Origin of the sequence: Micromonospora sp. NPDC049374 (assembly GCF_040677165.1) — a bacterium.
Lineage (GTDB): Bacteria > Actinomycetota > Actinomycetes > Mycobacteriales > Micromonosporaceae > Micromonospora.
Map to the genome: position 1 here is coordinate 1 of NZ_JBFAQH010000032.1, position 15,725 is coordinate 15,725.

The following is a 15,725-nucleotide window of genomic DNA, read 5'->3' on the forward strand; positions in this document are numbered from 1 at the left end:
GGGGGGGGGGGGGGGGGGGCGGGGTCAGGGGTGGCGGAGGGCGGCGGGGGCGTGCGGGGGGACGGCGGGGTGGTGTGGGGGGACGGGGGGCAGGGGGCGGTAGGGGGAGCCGGGGGCGGGGCGGGGGTCGGGGTCACCCTTGTTGGGCCAGAGGGAGAGGGCGCGCTCGGCCTGGGCGGTGATGGTGAGGGACGGGTTGACGCCGAGGTTGGCCGAGACGGCGGCACCGTCGACGACGTGCAGGCCGAGGTGTCCGTGGACGCGGTGGTAGGGGTCGATCACGCCGTCGGCGGCGGTGGCACCGATCACCGCACCGCCCAGGATGTGCGCGGTCACCGGGATGTCGAACGGCTCGGTCAGCGCGCCGCCCGGCGTACCGTCGATCTCCTCGGCGAGCAGCCGGACCGCCTCGTTGCCGGCCGGGATCCAGGTCGGGTTGGGGCGGCCGTGGCCCGGGCCGGAGACGAGCCGACGGCCGAGCGGCCCACGCCGCAGCCGGAGGGTCAGCGAGTTGTCGGTCGACTGCATCACCAGGGCGATCACCGTACGCTCCGACCAGCGGCGGACGGAGAGCAGCCGGGCGGCGACCCGGGGCTGCCGCAGCAGCTGGCCGAGCCACCGGCGCAGCCGGTGCGGCCCGCCGTCGACAAGCAGCGACTGGAGCAGCCCCATCGCGTTCGAGCCCCGGCCGTAGCGAACCGGCTCGATATGGGTCTGTGGATCCGGGTGGAACGAGCTGGTGATGGCCACCCCCTCGGTGAAGTCCACGCCACGCTCGCGGGCCCGCCGGTGCGGCACGGAGGCACCGAGGATCGCCTCCGAGTTGGTCCGGGTCAGCTCGCCGAGCCGAGGCGAGAGGCCGGGCAGGTGGCCACGTTCCCGCATCTCGTGCAGCAACCGCTGGGTGCCCAGCGCGCCGGCGGCGAAGACCACCTGGTCTGCGTAGATCACCTGCCGGCTCCGGCGCAGCCAGGCGCCGGTGCGCTCGGTGTGCACCTGGTACCCGCCGTCGACCGGCCGGACCGCGGTCACCGTGGTCAGTGGATGTACCCGGACGCCGAGCCGTTCGGCCAGCCAGAGATAGTTCTTGACAAGCGTGTTCTTCGCGCCGAAGCGGCAGCCCGTCATGCAGGCGCCGCAGTGGGTGCAGCCGGTACGCTCCGGGCCGGCCCCGCCGAAGTACGGGTCGGCGACCCGCTCCCCCGGCCGTCCGAGGTGCACGCCGACCGGGGTGGCGTGGAAGGTGTGCCCCACTCCCATCCGCTCGGCGACCTGCCGCATCGCCCGGTCCGCCGCGGTGGCGATCGGGTATGTGGTCACCCCGAGCATCCGCTTGGCCTGGTCGTAGTGGGGAGCCAGCTCAGCCCGCCAGTCGGTGAGGTGCCGCCACTGCGGGTCGTCGTAGAAGGCGTCCAGGGGTTCGTAGAGGGTGTTGGCGTACACAAGCGAACCGCCGCCGACGCCCGCTCCGGACAGCACCAGTACGCCGCCGCCGGCCCGCCGGCCGGCCGCCCGGAGCAGGGTGATGCGCTGTAGGCCGAAACAACCGAGCCTCGGCGCCCACAGGAAGCGCCGCAGCCGCCACGACGTCCGCGGAAACTCGTCGTCGGCGAACCGCCGGCCCGCCTCCAGTACGCCGACCGAGTAGCCCTTCTCGGCCAGCCGCAATGCGGCGACGCTGCCGCCGAAACCTGATCCGATGACCACCACGTCGTACCGCATGAACGCATCATTACTCGCGAGTAGCTCTCGCGCCAGGACCCGATTCCGCGCGATCATGCTCCGCACCGCGTCGACCTCGCCCGATCGGGACGCAACCACGAGCCCGGTTCACCGCGTTGGACCGGTATCGACCCAGGGCGGGTGTCGAAGTCCACCGCCGAGCCGAGGCGGCGTCGCAGGCGGCGTCGCAGGCGGCCAGGGGTTCGGCAGACGCCCTAAGGAGGCGGGGGATGATGCTCGGAGGAGACCGGAGACGGTTGACGTTGGCGCTGGCCGGTCTGGTCACGCTCGCGGTGGTCGCAGTGATCGGCGTGGTGGTGGCCCGTACGGTCGGCGACGACCGCCGGACACCGACCACCGCCACCGGCGGTCCGAGCGGGTCGCCCAGCCCGAGCCCCAGTCCGAGCCCGAGCCCGCCGCCGGGTGCCGACATCACCGGCCCGCTCAACCTGCTGCTGGTCGGGGTGGACACCCGGGTGAGTGTGCCCGGCTGGGAGCCGCACGCCGACGCCGTACTCGTGCTGCACGTGCCGGCGGGGCTGTCCCAGGCGTACCTCTTCTCTCTCCCCCGCGATCTGGTGGTGGACATTCCGGCGTACAAGCCGGCCGGCTACCCGGGCGGGCGGACCAAGCTCACCCATGCGATGAGCTACGGCAGCCGGGTACCGGACCGCCCCAAGCGACCCGACCCCGCCCAGGGGTACGAGCTGCTGCGCCGCACGGTCAGCGACTACACCGACCTACGCATCGACGCGGGCGCGGTGCTCACCTTCGGCGGCTTCGACGAGTTGGTCGACAGTCTGGGTGGCGTGGACATCCGCGTCGACCAGCGGGTCGTGTCCCGGCACCGGCAGCCCGACGGCAAGCACCGGAAGCCGGGCCCGGGGGTGGGCGGCTACGTCGGGCCACAGATGGTCTACGAACCCGGCGAGCGTCACCTCAACGGCTGGCAGGCCCTCGACTACGCCCGCCAGCGTTACCTACCCGGTGGTGACTACGCCCGGCAACGCCACCACCAGCAGCTGATCCGGGCGCTGATCGGGAAGATCCTCGATGCGGACCTGGCCCGGCAGCCCGAGCGGGTCGAGCAGGTCGTCGCGGCGCTCGGCGACGCACTGCTCTACGTCGGTGGCCGGCGGATCGTGGACTTCGCGTACGCCCTCGGCACGCTGCCGCCGCAGGCGGTCACCCTGGTCGGGCTGCCCGGTGCGTCGGTGGGCCGGGGCAACGCCTACCGGGGCGAGGAACTGACCTCCGTCGGCCGCCGCTTCCTCACCGAGCTGCGCGCCGGCAAGGCCGACGCCTTCCTGGCCGAACATCCGAAACTGAAGGTCAAGAGCTGAGCTGCCCGCCACCGGGCGATGAACGCCTCGCCCGGTGGCGGACGGACCCTAGAGACGCTTCGGCGCGGCCGGCTTCTTCTTGCCGTAGAGCCAGGCGTCGAAGAGCTTGTCCAGCTTCTCACCGGAGATCCGCTCGGCCAGCGCCACGAACTCCTCCGTGGTGGCGTTGGCGTCGCGCTTCTCCCGCGCCCAGGTCTTGAGGATCTCGAAGAACGCCTTGTCACCCACGGACACCCGCAGGGCGTGCACCGTCATCGCGCCGCGCTGGTAGACCGACTCGCTGAACATGTTCTTCACCCCCGGCTTGCCCGGCGGCGTACGCCAGACCTCCGCCGGCACCCGCGCCATCCGGATCTCGAACGCCTCCTTCGCGGTGAACTCGTCGGTGTGCTCGGCCCACAACCACTCGGCGTACGACGAGAGACCCTCGTTGAGCCAGATGTCCTGCCACCGACTCAGCGCCACACTGTTGCCGAACCACTGGTGGGCGACCTCGTGCGCGACGACGCCGGTGTTCTCGCCCCGCCGGAAGAAGCCCGCCGAGTAGACCGACCTGCTCTGTGTCTCCAACGCGTACCGGATCCGCTCGTCCGAGACGACCACACCGCCGTACGCCTCGACCGGGTACGGACCGAAGACGGTCTCCAGGTAGTCGGCCACCTTGATCGTCTTGGCCATCGAGGCGTCCGCCGCGCCCTTGGACACCTTCCTGGTCACCGCGTTGAACACCGGCCGTCCCTTGTGGCTGCCCTCGGTGATCCGGAACTTCCCGATCGTCACCATGCTCAGGTAGCTGGCCATCGGCGTGTTCTCGGCCCAGCGCCAGGTGGTCCAGCCGTCGGTGCTGGTCTTGCCGCCCGGGACGCCGTTGCTGATCGCGGTCAGCCCGTCCGGGACGGTGATCTCGAACCGGTAGGTGGCCTTGTCCGACGGGTGGTCGTTCACCGGGAACCAGGTGCTGGCCGACTCGGGCTGGCCGAGCGCGATCGCGCCGTCGCTGGTGTGCAGCCAGCCACCCTCGCCGACCGCCTCGTTCTTCAGCGACTTCGGCTTACCCGCGTACGTGATCTCGGCGGTGAAGTCCCGGCCGGACACCAGCCCGTCGGCCGGAGTCACGACCAGTTCGTTCTTCTCCTGCCGGTGCTGCGCCGGTGCACCGTCCACCGTGACCTCGCTGACCTTCAAATGCGCCAGGTCGAGGTTGAACGACGACAGGTCGGCCGTCGCCTTCGCCTGGACCGTGGTGACACCGCTCAACTGGTCCTTCGCCGGGTCGTAGCGGACCTTCACCGTGTAGCCGGCGGCGTCGTAGCCGCCGTTGCCGTAGCTGGGAAAGTACGGATCCCCGGCCCCTGCGGCACCCGGCTGAAAGTCCGGTGCCGGTGCGGCCGACTCGCTCGGCGTTGCCGCGCTCGGCTCCGTCTCCTCCGGGGCGGCCGAATCACAGCCGGTCAGCCCCAACGTCCCCACCAGCAGCAGAGCCACGCTCCGCCGCAGGTGCGTCCGCACACCTGTCATCGCACGTCCTCCCCGTGACACGGGACCGACCGACGGCCGGCCCGCGCGACCGACCGTCCGATCGCAGGCCGCAGCCTACCGATCGAATGATCACCGGAAGTACGTCGATCCGGCGGTTGCGGCGGGCCGTTCTCCGGCCGAGGGTGGCCGGGTGGACGAAGCGCCCGTCAGGGCAGGGCGGGGGCGGCGGTGCCGGTCAGCCAGGTGTCGAAGAACGGGCCCAGCTCACGCCCGGAAACCCGCTCGGCCAGGGCGACGAAGTCGTCGGTGGTGGCCGTGCCGTTCCGACGCTCGCTGGTCCACGTCCGCAGGATCTCGAAGAAGGCGTCGTCGCCGACGGTACGCCGCAGCGCGTGCACGGTCAGCGCCCCTCGCTTGTAGACGGCGGTGCTGAACATCTGACCGGGGCCGGGATCGAGGGTGCGCCGGGACCAGTCGGTGGCCGCGTACTGGAGTTCGAAGTTGCGTTGGGCGCTGCGCCCGCCGTCGTGCTCCTCCCACAGCCACTCGGCGTAGCTGGCGAAGCCCTCGTTGAGCCAGATGTCACCCCAGCGGGCCAGCGCCACACTGTTGCCGAACCACTGGTGGGCCAGTTCGTGGGCGACCACGCTGAAGTTCGGCTCACCGCCGCGAAAGAAACCCGGCCCGTAGACCGGCCGGGACTGGGTCTCCAGCGCGTACCCGATCCGGCCGTCGGAGACCACCACGCCGCCGTACGACTCGAAGGGGTACGGCCCGAAGCGGGTGGTCAGGAAGTCGGCGATCTCGCCGGTGCGGGCCAGGGAGGCCGCCGCCGGCCCGGTCGCCGGCAGTCCGTCCGGTACGGCGGTGACCATGGGCTTGCCGGCGTGCTCGTCGGTCTGCACCCGGTAGTCGCCGATCACCAGAGTGGTGAGGTAGCTCGCCATCGGTGCACGTTCGGCCCAGCGCCAAGTGGTCCAGCCGTCGGCGCTGGTCTGCTCCCCCGGTACCCCGTTGCTGAGCGCGGCGAGCCCGTCCGGGACGGTCACCTCAAGGTCGTAGGTGGCCTTGTCCGACGGATGGTCGTTGACCGGGAACCAGGTGGCCGCCGAGTGCGGTTGGCCGAGGGCGATCGCGCCGTCGTCGGTGTGCTGGAAACCGCCACTGCCCAGCACGCCGTCGGCGTCCGCCTCGGGCACGCCGCCGTACGTGACCTCCACCGTGAACCGACTACCGGAGTCGAGCCCCCGGGCCGGGGTGACCACGAGTTCGCCGTCGTCCCGCCGGTGCTCGGCCGAGGCACCGTCCACGGTCACCGAGCTGACCTCCAACCCGGACAGGTCCAGGTTGAATCGGGACAGCGCATGGGTGGCGGTCGCGGTGATCTCGGCGTTGCCGGTGAGCCGGTCATCAGCCGGGTCGTAGCGCACCACGAGCCGGTAGTGGGCCACGTCGTAGCCGCCGTTGCCGCTGCCCGGCACGTACGGGTCGCCGAGATCGACGCTGCCCGCCCGGAACCCGCCCGGCTCCGCCGTGTCCCGGTCCCCGATGCCGATGACCAGTACGACCGCCGCCACCACGGCCGCGATCACCGCCGCCGCACCGGCCCCCCACCACCTGCCAACCCTGCTGCTCACCAGCCCGAGCCTACTGCGCCCGCTCCGTCGATCATGGAGTTGTGGCGCGTGGCGAATCGGGCATCACCCATCCACCCGGGTGCCACAACTGCACGATCGACTCGGCGGGAGGGGCGGGCTCAGCGGTCCAGGACCAGGCCGACCTTCTGGAACTCCTTGAGGTCGCGGTAGCCACACTTGGCCATGGCACGGCGCAGGCCGCCGAAGAGGTTGAGCTGGCCGTCCGGTTCGTCGGCGGGGCCGAAGAGGAGTCGCTCCATCGAGCCGAGGGGCTCACCGGCGGTCTCGAAGGCGCCGCGGGGCAGCGACGGGTGGCTGGCCGCCGAGTGCCACCAGGACCCGCCGGCCGGCGCCTCCTCGCACAGCGACAGCGGCTCGCCGAGCATCACCGCGTCCGCACCGCAGCCGAGGGCCTTGGCGATGTCGCCGGAGGTCCGGATGTCGCCGTCGGCGATCAGGTGCACGTACCGCCCGCCGGTCTCGTCGAGGTAGTCGCGCCGGGCCGCGGCGGCGTCGGCGATCGCGGTGGCCATCGGTACCCGGATGCCGAGCACCGACTCGGTGGTGGACCACTCGTCCCCGCCGATACCGACGATCACGCCGGCCGCGCCGGTGCGCATCAGGTGCAGGGCCGTCTTGTAGTCGGTGCAGCCGCCGACGATGACCGGGAGGTCGAGGTCGGCGATGAACTCCTTGAGGTTGAGCGGCTCGTCGGTGGTCGAGACGTGCTCGGCCGAGACGATGGTGCCCTGGATGACCAGGATGTCGACGCCCGCGTCGAGGATGACCGGCGCCAGCGCCAGGGTGTGCTGCGGGGAGACCCGCACCGCCACCGTGCCGCCACCGTCACGCAGCTCGCGGACCCGTTCGGTGATCAGATCCGGCCGGATCGGCTCGGCGTACACCTCCTGGAGCCGTTTGGTGGCGCGGGCGTCCTCGTCGAGGCCGCCGAGCTCCTCCAGCACCTTGCTCGGGTTCTCGTAGCGGGTCCACAGCCCTTCGACGTTTAGTACGCCGAGCCCGCCGAGCTGACCGAGCTTCACGGCCGAGGCCGGGCTCATCGTCGCGTCGGAGGGGTGCCCGACGCACGGAATGCCGAACTGGTACGCGTCGAGCTGCCATCCGGTGGAGACGTCGTCGACGTCCCGGGTCCGGCGGGACGGCACGATGGCGATGTCGTCCAGGTGGTAGCCGCGCTGCGCGGTCTTGCCCAGCCCGATCTCGACCACGTCACGCATGGGGCACTCCAGATGTCTTCGGGGGTGGTGGGAGAGGTCAGCGGGTGTGGTAGTTGGGCGCTTCGACGGTCATCTGGATGTCGTGCGGGTGGCTCTCCTTGAGCCCGGCCGCCGTGATCCGGATGAGCTGACCCCGCTGGTGCAGCTCGGGGATGTTCTCCGCGCCTGCGTACCCCATCGCCAGCCGCAGGCCGCCGACCAGCTGATGGGCCACCCGGGCCAGCGGCCCGCGGTACGGCACCTGGCCCTCGACGCCCTCCGGGACCAGCTTCTCGTCGCTTGTCACGTCCTGCTGGAAGTAGCGGTCCTTGGAGTAGGACTTGGCCTGCCCACGGGACTGCATGGCGCCGAGCGAACCCATCCCGCGGTACGTCTTGAACTGCTTGCCGTTGACGAAGATCAGCTCGCCGGGGCTCTCCTCGCAGCCGGCCAGCAGGCTGCCGAGCATCACCGTGTCCGCGCCGGCGACAAGTGCCTTGGCGATGTCGCCGGAATACTGGATGCCGCCGTCACCGATGACCGGCACGCCGGCCGGGCGGGCCGCCCGGGCGGCCTCCATGATCGCCGTGATCTGCGGAACGCCGACGCCCGCCACGATCCGGGTGGTGCAGATCGCGCCCGGGCCGACACCGACCTTCACCCCGTCGGCGCCGGCCTCGACTAGTGCCCTCGCACCGGCGTAGGTCGCCACGTTGCCGCCGACGATGTCGACGGCGACGTCCTTCTTGAGCCGGCTGACCATCTCCAGCACCGCGCGCTGGTGACCGTGGGCGGTGTCCACGATGATGACGTCGACACCGGCGTCGACAAGCGCCCGGGCGCGCTTGTACGCGTCCTCGCCGACACCGATGGCTGCCGCCACCCGCAGCCGCCCCGCCTCGTCCTTGGTGGCGCTCGGGTACTGCTCGCTCTTGGTGAAGTCCTTGACGGTGATCAACCCGCGCAGCTTGCCGGAGCCGTCGACGATCGGCAGCTTCTCGACCTTGTGCTGGCGCAGCAGGCCGAGCGCCTCGTCCTTGCTCACCCCGACCGGTGCGGTGACCAGCGGCGCCTTGGTCATGATCTCGCGAACCGGCACGGCCGGGTCGGAGACGAAGCGCATGTCCCGGTTGGTGACGATGCCCACCAACTGCCCCTGGGCGTCCACCACCGGCACCCCCGAGATGCGGTAGCGCCCGCAGAGCTGGTCGACCTCGCGCAGGGTGTCGTCCGGACTCGCGGTCACCGGGTTGGTGATCATGCCGGACTCGGAGCGCTTGACCAGGTCGACCTGGAGCGCCTGGTCCTCCACCGAGAGGTTGCGGTGCAGCACGCCGATGCCACCCTGGCGGGCCATCGCGATCGCCATCCGGGCCTCGGTGACCGTGTCCATCGCGCTGGACAGCAGCGGGATGGAGAGCGAGACGTTACGGGTCAACCGGGTGATGGTGTTCACCCGGCTCGGTACCACGTCGGACTCACCCGGCTGGAGCAGCACGTCGTCGAAGGTCAGCCCCAGCGGCACCACCCTGGCCGAACCGGCGGGCAGCTCGGGCAGATGGCCGCCCAGCTCGCCGCCCTCGACGCCGGCGGAAAGGTCGGTACGGGGCGAATTCTCCACGATTGCTCTCCTGAGCTGCTCGAACCGGGCTTCAGCGAGGTGGCACGGGGGCACCGGCGAACGCCGGGCGAGGGTGCGTCAGCCTCATCGTACCCACTGAAGCTTTCACCACCTGAACCGCGCGGCGCCCGCCCCGGTAACGGCTCGCGCGACCGGGGGACAGGCGTCGACGGTGGCAGGGGACTACGGTGAGGGGGTGCACGACGATCCCATCGACCCGTTCACCGGCGACCCGACCGATCCGGCGGCCGACCTGGACGCCACCGGCGACGACGCGCCGCTGGACCCACTGACCGACGTCGAGCGCCAGGACGTGCTGGAGGACCTCGCCGACCTGGAGATCTACCAGGCGTTGCTCGCGCCGATCGGCGTACGCGGGCTCGTCATCGAGTGTGAGGACTGCCGGGAACCGCACTACTTCGACTGGGACCTGCTCCGGGGCAACCTGCGGCACCTGCTCAACTCCGGCCGCCCCCGGGTGCACGAGCCTGCCTACGATCCCGACCCCGACCACTACGTCACCTGGGACTACGCGCGCGGCTACGCCGACGGCGTGCACGACACCCTCAGCGAAGGCACCGACGACGAGCCCGGCGCGGAGCGCTGACCCGCCGCCGTCAGCTCAACTCGCCCGGACCAGCCCGACCTGCACGGCCGACTTGACCTGCCAGATCGACCCGACCGGCGTGGCCGACCCGACCGCCGTGGCCAGCCGGACCCCCATGGCCGACCCGACTTGCCAGATCGGCCTGACCGGCGTGGTCGGCGAACTCGGCCGCGGCTGATCCGGCCGGCGAACTCAGGCGACCAGCCCGGCCCGGAAGCCGGCGGCCACGGCGTGCGCCCGGTCGCGGGCACCGAGCTTGCGGAACAGCCGCCGGGCGTGGGTCTTGACGGTGTCCTCGGAGACGAACAGTTCCCGGCCGATCTCGGCGTTGCTCTTGCCCTCGGCCATGCCGAGCAGCACCTGTAGCTCCCGCTCGGTGAGGCCGATCGCGGACCGGTCGGTCCGCGCTGGCGATGCGGGCTTGTCCGGCTCGGACTCGGCACCCGGTTCGGCCGGATCGTCGCCACGCTGCACCGGCACCACCGCCGGGCTGCCCGCCGCGTCCGTACCCGGCCAGGCGGTGGGCGCATCGCCGCCGGTGCGACCGCCGGGTGCCGGGCGGGTCGGGCTGCCGACCGCTGCGGCGTCCCGGGCGGGATCAGCGATCCGGTGTCGGTTGGTCCGACCGGGCGCGGCCAGCAGCAGCAGCGCCTTGGCGACGGCGCTGGTCAGATCCTGGTCGACCCCCTGGATCAGCCCGCGCGCCCCGGCGCCGATGGTCGCCGCCGCCGCCTCGGACTCCTCGGCACCGAGCAGCAGGACAGCGGCCTGCGGAGCGCGGGCCAGCACCCGGCGGACGAAGCCGACGCTGTCGGGGCGGGTTAGTGCGGTGTCGGCGAGCACCACGTCGGCCGGACGTTCGGCCAGCCGCAACATCACCTCGGGGTCGGAGACCGCCGTCCGGACGGCACCCGACAATCCCAACCGCGCTGCCGCGGAGGTCAGGTGCTGCGCCGCGAGCGGCGTTCGAACGCACACGAGAACGGTACGCACAGGCATCTCCTCTCCGCTGACGAGCAGACCATGACCGGCCCCGGTCGGGAGGAGGTTCCGGGCAATCCTCCCAACTTTTCCGACAGATAGGGCATATGCCGCAATCTGTCAGATGCTTTGGATCAAAGACGTGTGAGGCGAGGGACGCCCGGGTAGGGAGTGGCCAGGCCGGGAACGGTGCGCCTGCGCGGCCCGCCGCCCGGACAACCGGCCACAAGCTGTCTCGCGGTGCCGCGCGAGAGGAGGGGTGCTGATGTCGAACGTACGTAGACTGCCCGGACCCATCATCGACCTCTGGGACTGGCAGCGGCTTGGTGCCTGCCGAGGCCGCGACAGCGCCCAGTTCTTCCACCCCGACGGTGAGCGGGGATCGTCCCGGCTGCGCCGGGAATCCTCCGCCAAGGCCGTCTGCCGTGCCTGCCCCGTCCGCGCCGAGTGCGCCGCGCACGCTCTGGCGGTACGCGAGCCGTACGGCGTGTGGGGTGGCTTCAGTGAGTCCGAGCGGCTGCGGCTGCTCGCGGTCGGCTGGGAGGACCTCGCCGACCGCCGACAGACCCGTGTCGACGTCAACCGGCTGGAGGCCCGGCTGGGCAGCTCGCACCGCTCGACGGTGCCCATCCAGCGCAACGTCGCCTGACCAACCGCACCACCGACGCCGCGTCCCGACCCGGACGCGGCGTCGCCATGTCCGCCATCTCGTCCGGCCGCGCCCGGGAGGTAGCACACGGGGACTCCTCACGGCCGGTACACCGGGCTGCGCAGAGGGCGGGCTCCGATCGAGCTGATCCGCCCGGAGCCACCTCGCCTCGTGCGTTGACGGCGAGAGCCGACATCATCGATGCTCGTGCCCGGGGGTCACGGGGAGGACGATGCATGGCGCTGCTGGACGTTGTGGTCACGGCGGCCGGCGGCGCGCTCTCGGCCACCGTCGGTGTTCTCGTCGGCGGGATGCTCACCCGTCGGGCACAGGATCAGCACTGGCTCCGGGACCGGCAACTCGTGGCCTACCAGGATCTGCTGCGTGAGTACGCGACGTTCTCGATGATCCTGCGGCGTGCCCACCTGGGACGCAGTGGGTGGGACTATGACTGGGGAGCCTGGAGCGCCGCGTTGATGGCGGCCAGCCTCGTCGCCCCGATAGCCGTCGCCACCGAGATCGACAAGTTCGGCCAGGCGGTGCGGCGATTCCTGGACGCGACCGCTGAGGTGGACACGACGACCGCACCCCTGTCACAGGAGCAGTTCGAGCAGGCGATGGTGGCACCGGCTCGTGCGCAACTGGCCCTGGTCAACGCCATGCGTCGGTCTGTCGGTCGGCATCAGCGGCCTTTGCCGGTGTGGTTGGGCGGTGCAAGCGGACCGCCCGACCCACCGACGGACAGCTGAGCCGGGAGATCGCGGGGACCAATCAGGTGACGGTGAGTGTGACGGAGTGCCAGCCGGTCGCACCGTCCGGCGCGACACCGCGTGGCTCGCCGGTCTGTGTCTCGCCGGTGCTGTCCGTCGCCCGGACCTGGAGGGTGTGCTCGCCCGGGGTGGCCGGCCACTGCCACGACCACTGCACCCAGGTGTCCACCGAGATGGTCGGCGCCAGTTGGGCCTGCTGCCAGGGCCCCTCGTCGACGCGTACCTCGACGCGGTCGATGCCCCGGTGCTGCGCCCAGGCGACGCCCGCGACCGTGACCGGGCCGGCGGCCGGTCGGTTGCGCGGGCGGGGCGTGTCGATCCGCGACTGCGTCTTCACCGGCCCCTGTGCCGACCAGCCCCGAGGCACCCAGTACGCGTCGAAGTCAGCGAAGCTGGTCAACTCAAGTTCGGTGATCCACTTGCAGGCCGACACGTACCCGTACAGGCCCGGCACCACCATCCGGACCGGGAAACCGTGCTGCACCGGCAACGGCTCGCCGTTCATGCCGACGGCGAGCAGCGCGTCCCGCCCGTCACGCAGCACGGCGGTCGGGGTGCCACAGGTCCAACCGTCCACCGAACGCCCGACCACCTGGTCGGCTCCGTCCAGCGGCCCCACCTCGTCGAGCAGTTCCCGGATCGGTACGCCGAGCCACCGCGCGTTGCCGATCAGGTCGCCACCGACCTCGTTGGAGACGCAGGCCAGCGTCACGTACCGCTCCACCATGGGCCGGGCGAGCAGATCGGCGTAGCTCAGCGTGACCGGGTTACGGACCCGGCCGTGAATGCGCAACTGCCAGGTCGTCGGATCGACCTGCGGCACCACAAGCGCGGTGTCGATCCGGTAGAAGCTCCGGTTCGACGTGACGTAGCTGGTCAGCCCGGGCTGGGCCAGGTCGGCGCCGGCCGGCACCGCTGGTGCGGCGGAGACCGGGGCCGGCAGCGTGATCGCCTCGCGGGCGGCCGACACCCCCTGACGGCCAGCGAGCCACCTCCCGGCGACTCCCCCGACGGCGGCCACCCCGAGCACCGTGCCGACACCGGTGAGGAACCGCCGCCGCGAGTCCGGGTCGACCCGCCGCCCCGGCCCTGCGGGGCCTGACGGGCCACCGGGGACCGACGGGCTTCCGAGGGCCGGCGGGCCTCCCGGGACCGACGGGCTTCCGGCCGACGCGGTCGGGTCGGTCGCCGTCCCGTCGGGGACCCCGGCGGTTCCGACCGGATCCGGGTCCGGCTCGGCAGCGGGACCGGTCGCGGAGGCTGGGCCGACCGGCGTCGGCGGGGACCAGGGCCAGGGGTCGAGTTCGAGCGGACCGGCGACGAACGCCCAGAGCGCCACCCCGCCGACCACCGCTCCGACCAGCGACGGCAGCACGTCGGCGGCGTCCGCGCCGGCCCGGGTCAGGGCCGCTGCCGCGCCGATCCCGCCGAAGACGACGATGCCGGCCAGGCCGACCGTCAGGCGGCGGACGGCCAGCATGCCCAACAGGGCAGCGAAGCCGCCGAGCAGCAGTGCCGTACCGACCAGCAGGGCGATCTTGTCGTACGTGCCGAAGACCTCGATGCCGAACCGCTTGACCGGCTCGGGGGCGGTGTCCACGACGAGACCGCCGACCGCGACGAGCGGGGACGAACGGGGGCCGGTCAGGGCGGCGACCAGTTCGGCGGTGCCGATGGCCGCCGCAGCGGCGGCGACGCCGGCCAGGGCCGCGAACCGGGGTGTCGTGCTGCTCACCCGCCCAGTGTTTCCCACCGACCAACGGTCCGGAAGTCGCCGTCGGCGTTCCGTAACCTCTCGTCACCGGTACGCAGCCCGAGTCAGCGTCCGACGCCGCTCGGGGCACGACCGACGCCGCCCGAAGCCCACGCCCGACGCCGGCCGGGGTACGACCGACGTCAACCCGGGCACGACCGCCCAGACTCAAAACGCGTAGGGCGCACCGTCTGGTCGACGGTGCGCCCCACGTTCGGCGTACGGCAGGCTCAGAAGCCCGGGCCGTGCTGGTGGCTGTGACCGTGGCCGTGCGAGTGGCCGTGGCCACCCGCGGCGGGCTCCGGCTCGGCCGGCTTCTCCACCACCAGGCTCTCGGTGGTGAGCAGCAGACCGGCGATCGACGCGGCGTTGGTGACCGCGTTGCGGGTCACCTTGACCGGGTCGATGATGCCAGCCTTGGTCAGGTCGACGTACTCGCCGACGGCGGCGTCGAGGCCGTGGCCCCAGTCGCTGCCGGTGACCTTCTGCACGACGACGTAGCCGTCGTGGCCGGCGTTCTGGGCGATCCAGCGCAGCGGCTCGACAAGTGCCTTACGCACGATCGATACGCCGACCTTCTCGTCGCCGGTGAAGCCGAGGTCGTCGTCGAGCACCGACAGGATCTGCGCCAGGGCGGCGCCTCCGCCGGGCACGGTGCCCTCCTCGACTGCGGCCTTGGTTGCGGCGATGGCGTCCTCGATGCGGTGCTTGCGCTCCTTCATCTCGACCTCGGTGGCCGCGCCGACCTTGACCACCGCCACACCGCCGGAGAGCTTGGCCAGCCGCTCGGCGAGCTTCTCCCGGTCCCACTCGGAGTCCGAGGCCTCGATCTCCTTGCGGATCTGCGCGACCCGGTCGGCCACCTCGCTGGCCTGGCCACCACCCTCGACGACGGTGGTGTTCTCCTTGTCGACCACGATGCGCCGGGCGCTGCCCAGCACCTCCAGGCCGACCTGGTCGAGCTTGTAGCCGAGCTCCGGGGCGACCAGCTCGGCGCCGGTGAGGATCGCCATGTCCTGGAGCATCGCCTTGCGGCGGTCACCGAAGCCGGGCGCCTTGACCGCGCAGACCTTGATGGTCTTGCGAATGGCGTTTACCACCAGCGTGGACAGCGCCTGACCCTCGACGTCCTCGGCGATGATGAGCAGCGGCTTGTTGTTCTGGAGGACCTTCTCCAGCAGCGGCAGCAGCTCCTCGATCGCGGAGATCTTCTGCGTGGTGATCAGGACGTACGCGTCCTCCAGGACCGACTCCTGCGACTCCGCGTCGGTGACGAAGTTCGGCGAGATGAAGCCCTTGTCGAACTGGAGGCCCTCGGTGACGTCCAGCTCGGTGTGCAGCGCGGAGCCTTCCTCGACGGTGATCACACCGTCACGGCCGACCTTCTCCATCGCCTCGGCGATCAGCTCGCCGATGGTCGCGTCCTGCGCGGAGATCGTCGCGACGTGCGCGACCGACTTCTTGTCGGAGACCTCGACGGCCTTGCCGAGCAGCGCCTCGGAGACCTTGGTGGCGGCGGCGTCGATGCCCCGCTTGAGGCCGGCCGGGTTGGCGCCCGCGGTGACGTTGCGCAGACCCTCGCGGACCATGGCCTGGGCGAGCACGGTCGCGGTGGTGGTCCCGTCGCCGGCGACGTCGTTGGTCTTGGTCGCCACCTCCTTGACCAGCTGCGCGCCGAGGTTCTCGTACGGGTTGGTGAGCTCGATCTCCTTGGCGATGGTCACACCATCGTTGGTGATCGTCGGCGCACCGAATTTCTTGTCGAGGACGACGTTGCGCCCGCGCGGCCCGAGGGTGACCTTGACCGCGTTAGCGAGCGCGTTGACACCGTGCTCCAGCAGGTGCCGGGCGTCGTCCGAGAAGCTCAGGATCTTCGCCATCTATGTCCCTTCGAAAGCGACGTTGCCCCGGCCCGGCGAGCCGGACCGGGGCAACGACACTGATCG

At 71.5% G+C, this 15,725-nt stretch carries 12 protein-coding genes; 4 read left to right on the forward strand and 8 right to left on the reverse strand.

All coding sequences use genetic code 11. The annotated features are described in order from the left end of the window. Positions 1-24: 24 nt before the first annotated feature. Positions 25-1,722 carry a GMC family oxidoreductase gene (locus AB0J93_RS29670; RefSeq protein WP_363925653.1) on the reverse strand — a complete coding sequence of 566 codons (1,698 nt, stop codon included), beginning with the start codon at positions 1,720-1,722 and terminating at the stop codon, positions 25-27. Positions 1,723-1,952: 230 nt separating this feature from the next. Between AB0J93_RS29670 and AB0J93_RS29675 the strand changes: the two genes are divergently transcribed. Continuing rightward, positions 1,953-3,065 (forward strand): LCP family protein, encoded by a 1,113-nt coding sequence (locus AB0J93_RS29675; RefSeq protein ID WP_363925654.1) that lies wholly within the window; start codon positions 1,953-1,955, stop codon positions 3,063-3,065. A 48-nt stretch (positions 3,066-3,113) separates the two neighbouring features. On the opposite strand, the gene AB0J93_RS29680 is transcribed toward AB0J93_RS29675, so the two are convergent. The 4 genes from AB0J93_RS29680 to guaB all read right to left on the reverse strand — a co-directional run bounded on the left by AB0J93_RS29680 (position 3,114) and on the right by guaB (position 9,019). After that, positions 3,114-4,583 carry a M1 family metallopeptidase gene (locus AB0J93_RS29680; protein ID WP_363925655.1) on the reverse strand — a complete coding sequence of 490 codons (1,470 nt, stop codon included), beginning with the start codon at positions 4,581-4,583 and terminating at the stop codon, positions 3,114-3,116. A gap of 167 nt (positions 4,584-4,750) precedes the next feature. Then, on the reverse strand, positions 4,751-6,136 hold the full coding sequence (locus AB0J93_RS29685) for a M1 family metallopeptidase (RefSeq protein WP_363925677.1): 1,386 nt from the start codon (positions 6,134-6,136) through the stop codon (positions 4,751-4,753). A 164-nt stretch (positions 6,137-6,300) separates the two neighbouring features. Continuing rightward, complete coding sequence (locus tag AB0J93_RS29690) at positions 6,301-7,419, reverse strand: GuaB3 family IMP dehydrogenase-related protein (RefSeq protein WP_363925656.1); 1,119 nt, start codon at positions 7,417-7,419, stop codon at positions 6,301-6,303. A gap of 37 nt (positions 7,420-7,456) precedes the next feature. Then, the gene (gene guaB, locus AB0J93_RS29695; protein WP_363925657.1) at positions 7,457-9,019 is read right to left on the reverse strand and encodes an IMP dehydrogenase; all 1,563 of its coding nucleotides are present in this window, start codon (positions 9,017-9,019) and stop codon (positions 7,457-7,459) included. Between the two features lie 196 nt (positions 9,020-9,215). Here guaB and AB0J93_RS29700 point away from each other — a divergent pair, with 196 nt between their 5' ends. Then, positions 9,216-9,626, forward strand: coding sequence for a DUF5319 domain-containing protein (locus AB0J93_RS29700; protein WP_363925658.1), 411 nt, complete (start codon positions 9,216-9,218; stop codon positions 9,624-9,626). Positions 9,627-9,818: 192 nt separating this feature from the next. Here AB0J93_RS29700 and AB0J93_RS29705 read toward each other — a convergent pair whose 3' ends face one another. Continuing rightward, positions 9,819-10,619: a helix-turn-helix transcriptional regulator gene (locus AB0J93_RS29705; protein WP_363925659.1), complete on the reverse strand. Its 801-nt coding sequence runs from the start codon at positions 10,617-10,619 to the stop codon at positions 9,819-9,821. Between the two features lie 253 nt (positions 10,620-10,872). On the opposite strand from AB0J93_RS29705, the gene AB0J93_RS29710 reads away from it, so the two are divergent. Further along, complete coding sequence (locus AB0J93_RS29710) at positions 10,873-11,256, forward strand: WhiB family transcriptional regulator (RefSeq protein WP_210936622.1); 384 nt, start codon at positions 10,873-10,875, stop codon at positions 11,254-11,256. A 236-nt stretch (positions 11,257-11,492) separates the two neighbouring features. Next, positions 11,493-12,005 carry a hypothetical protein gene (locus AB0J93_RS29715; RefSeq protein WP_363925660.1) on the forward strand — a complete coding sequence of 171 codons (513 nt, stop codon included), beginning with the start codon at positions 11,493-11,495 and terminating at the stop codon, positions 12,003-12,005. A gap of 22 nt (positions 12,006-12,027) precedes the next feature. Here the strand turns inward: AB0J93_RS29715 and AB0J93_RS29720 are convergent, their stop codons facing one another. Beyond that, positions 12,028-13,761 (reverse strand): molybdopterin-dependent oxidoreductase, encoded by a 1,734-nt coding sequence (locus AB0J93_RS29720; RefSeq protein ID WP_363925661.1) that lies wholly within the window; start codon positions 13,759-13,761, stop codon positions 12,028-12,030. 248 nt (positions 13,762-14,009) lie between these two features. Then, positions 14,010-15,659 (reverse strand): chaperonin GroEL, encoded by a 1,650-nt coding sequence (gene groL / locus AB0J93_RS29725; RefSeq protein ID WP_363925662.1) that lies wholly within the window; start codon positions 15,657-15,659, stop codon positions 14,010-14,012. Positions 15,660-15,725 lie beyond the last annotated feature (66 nt).

Excerpts from the sequence above, each read along its gene's own strand:
- groL (WP_363925662.1), bottom strand. The coding sequence starts at position 15,659 with ATGGCGAAGATCCTGAGCTTCTCGGACGACGCCCGGCACCTGCTGGAG.
- AB0J93_RS29715 (WP_363925660.1), top strand. The coding sequence starts at position 11,493 with ATGGCGCTGCTGGACGTTGTGGTCACGGCGGCCGGCGGCGCGCTCTCG.
- AB0J93_RS29670 (WP_363925653.1), bottom strand. The coding sequence starts at position 1,722 with ATGCGGTACGACGTGGTGGTCATCGGATCAGGTTTCGGCGGCAGCGTC.
- AB0J93_RS29680 (WP_363925655.1), bottom strand. The coding sequence starts at position 4,583 with ATGACAGGTGTGCGGACGCACCTGCGGCGGAGCGTGGCTCTGCTGCTG.
- AB0J93_RS29690 (WP_363925656.1), bottom strand. The coding sequence starts at position 7,419 with ATGCGTGACGTGGTCGAGATCGGGCTGGGCAAGACCGCGCAGCGCGGC.
- AB0J93_RS29710 (WP_210936622.1), top strand. The coding sequence starts at position 10,873 with ATGTCGAACGTACGTAGACTGCCCGGACCCATCATCGACCTCTGGGAC.
- AB0J93_RS29675 (WP_363925654.1), top strand. The coding sequence starts at position 1,953 with ATGATGCTCGGAGGAGACCGGAGACGGTTGACGTTGGCGCTGGCCGGT.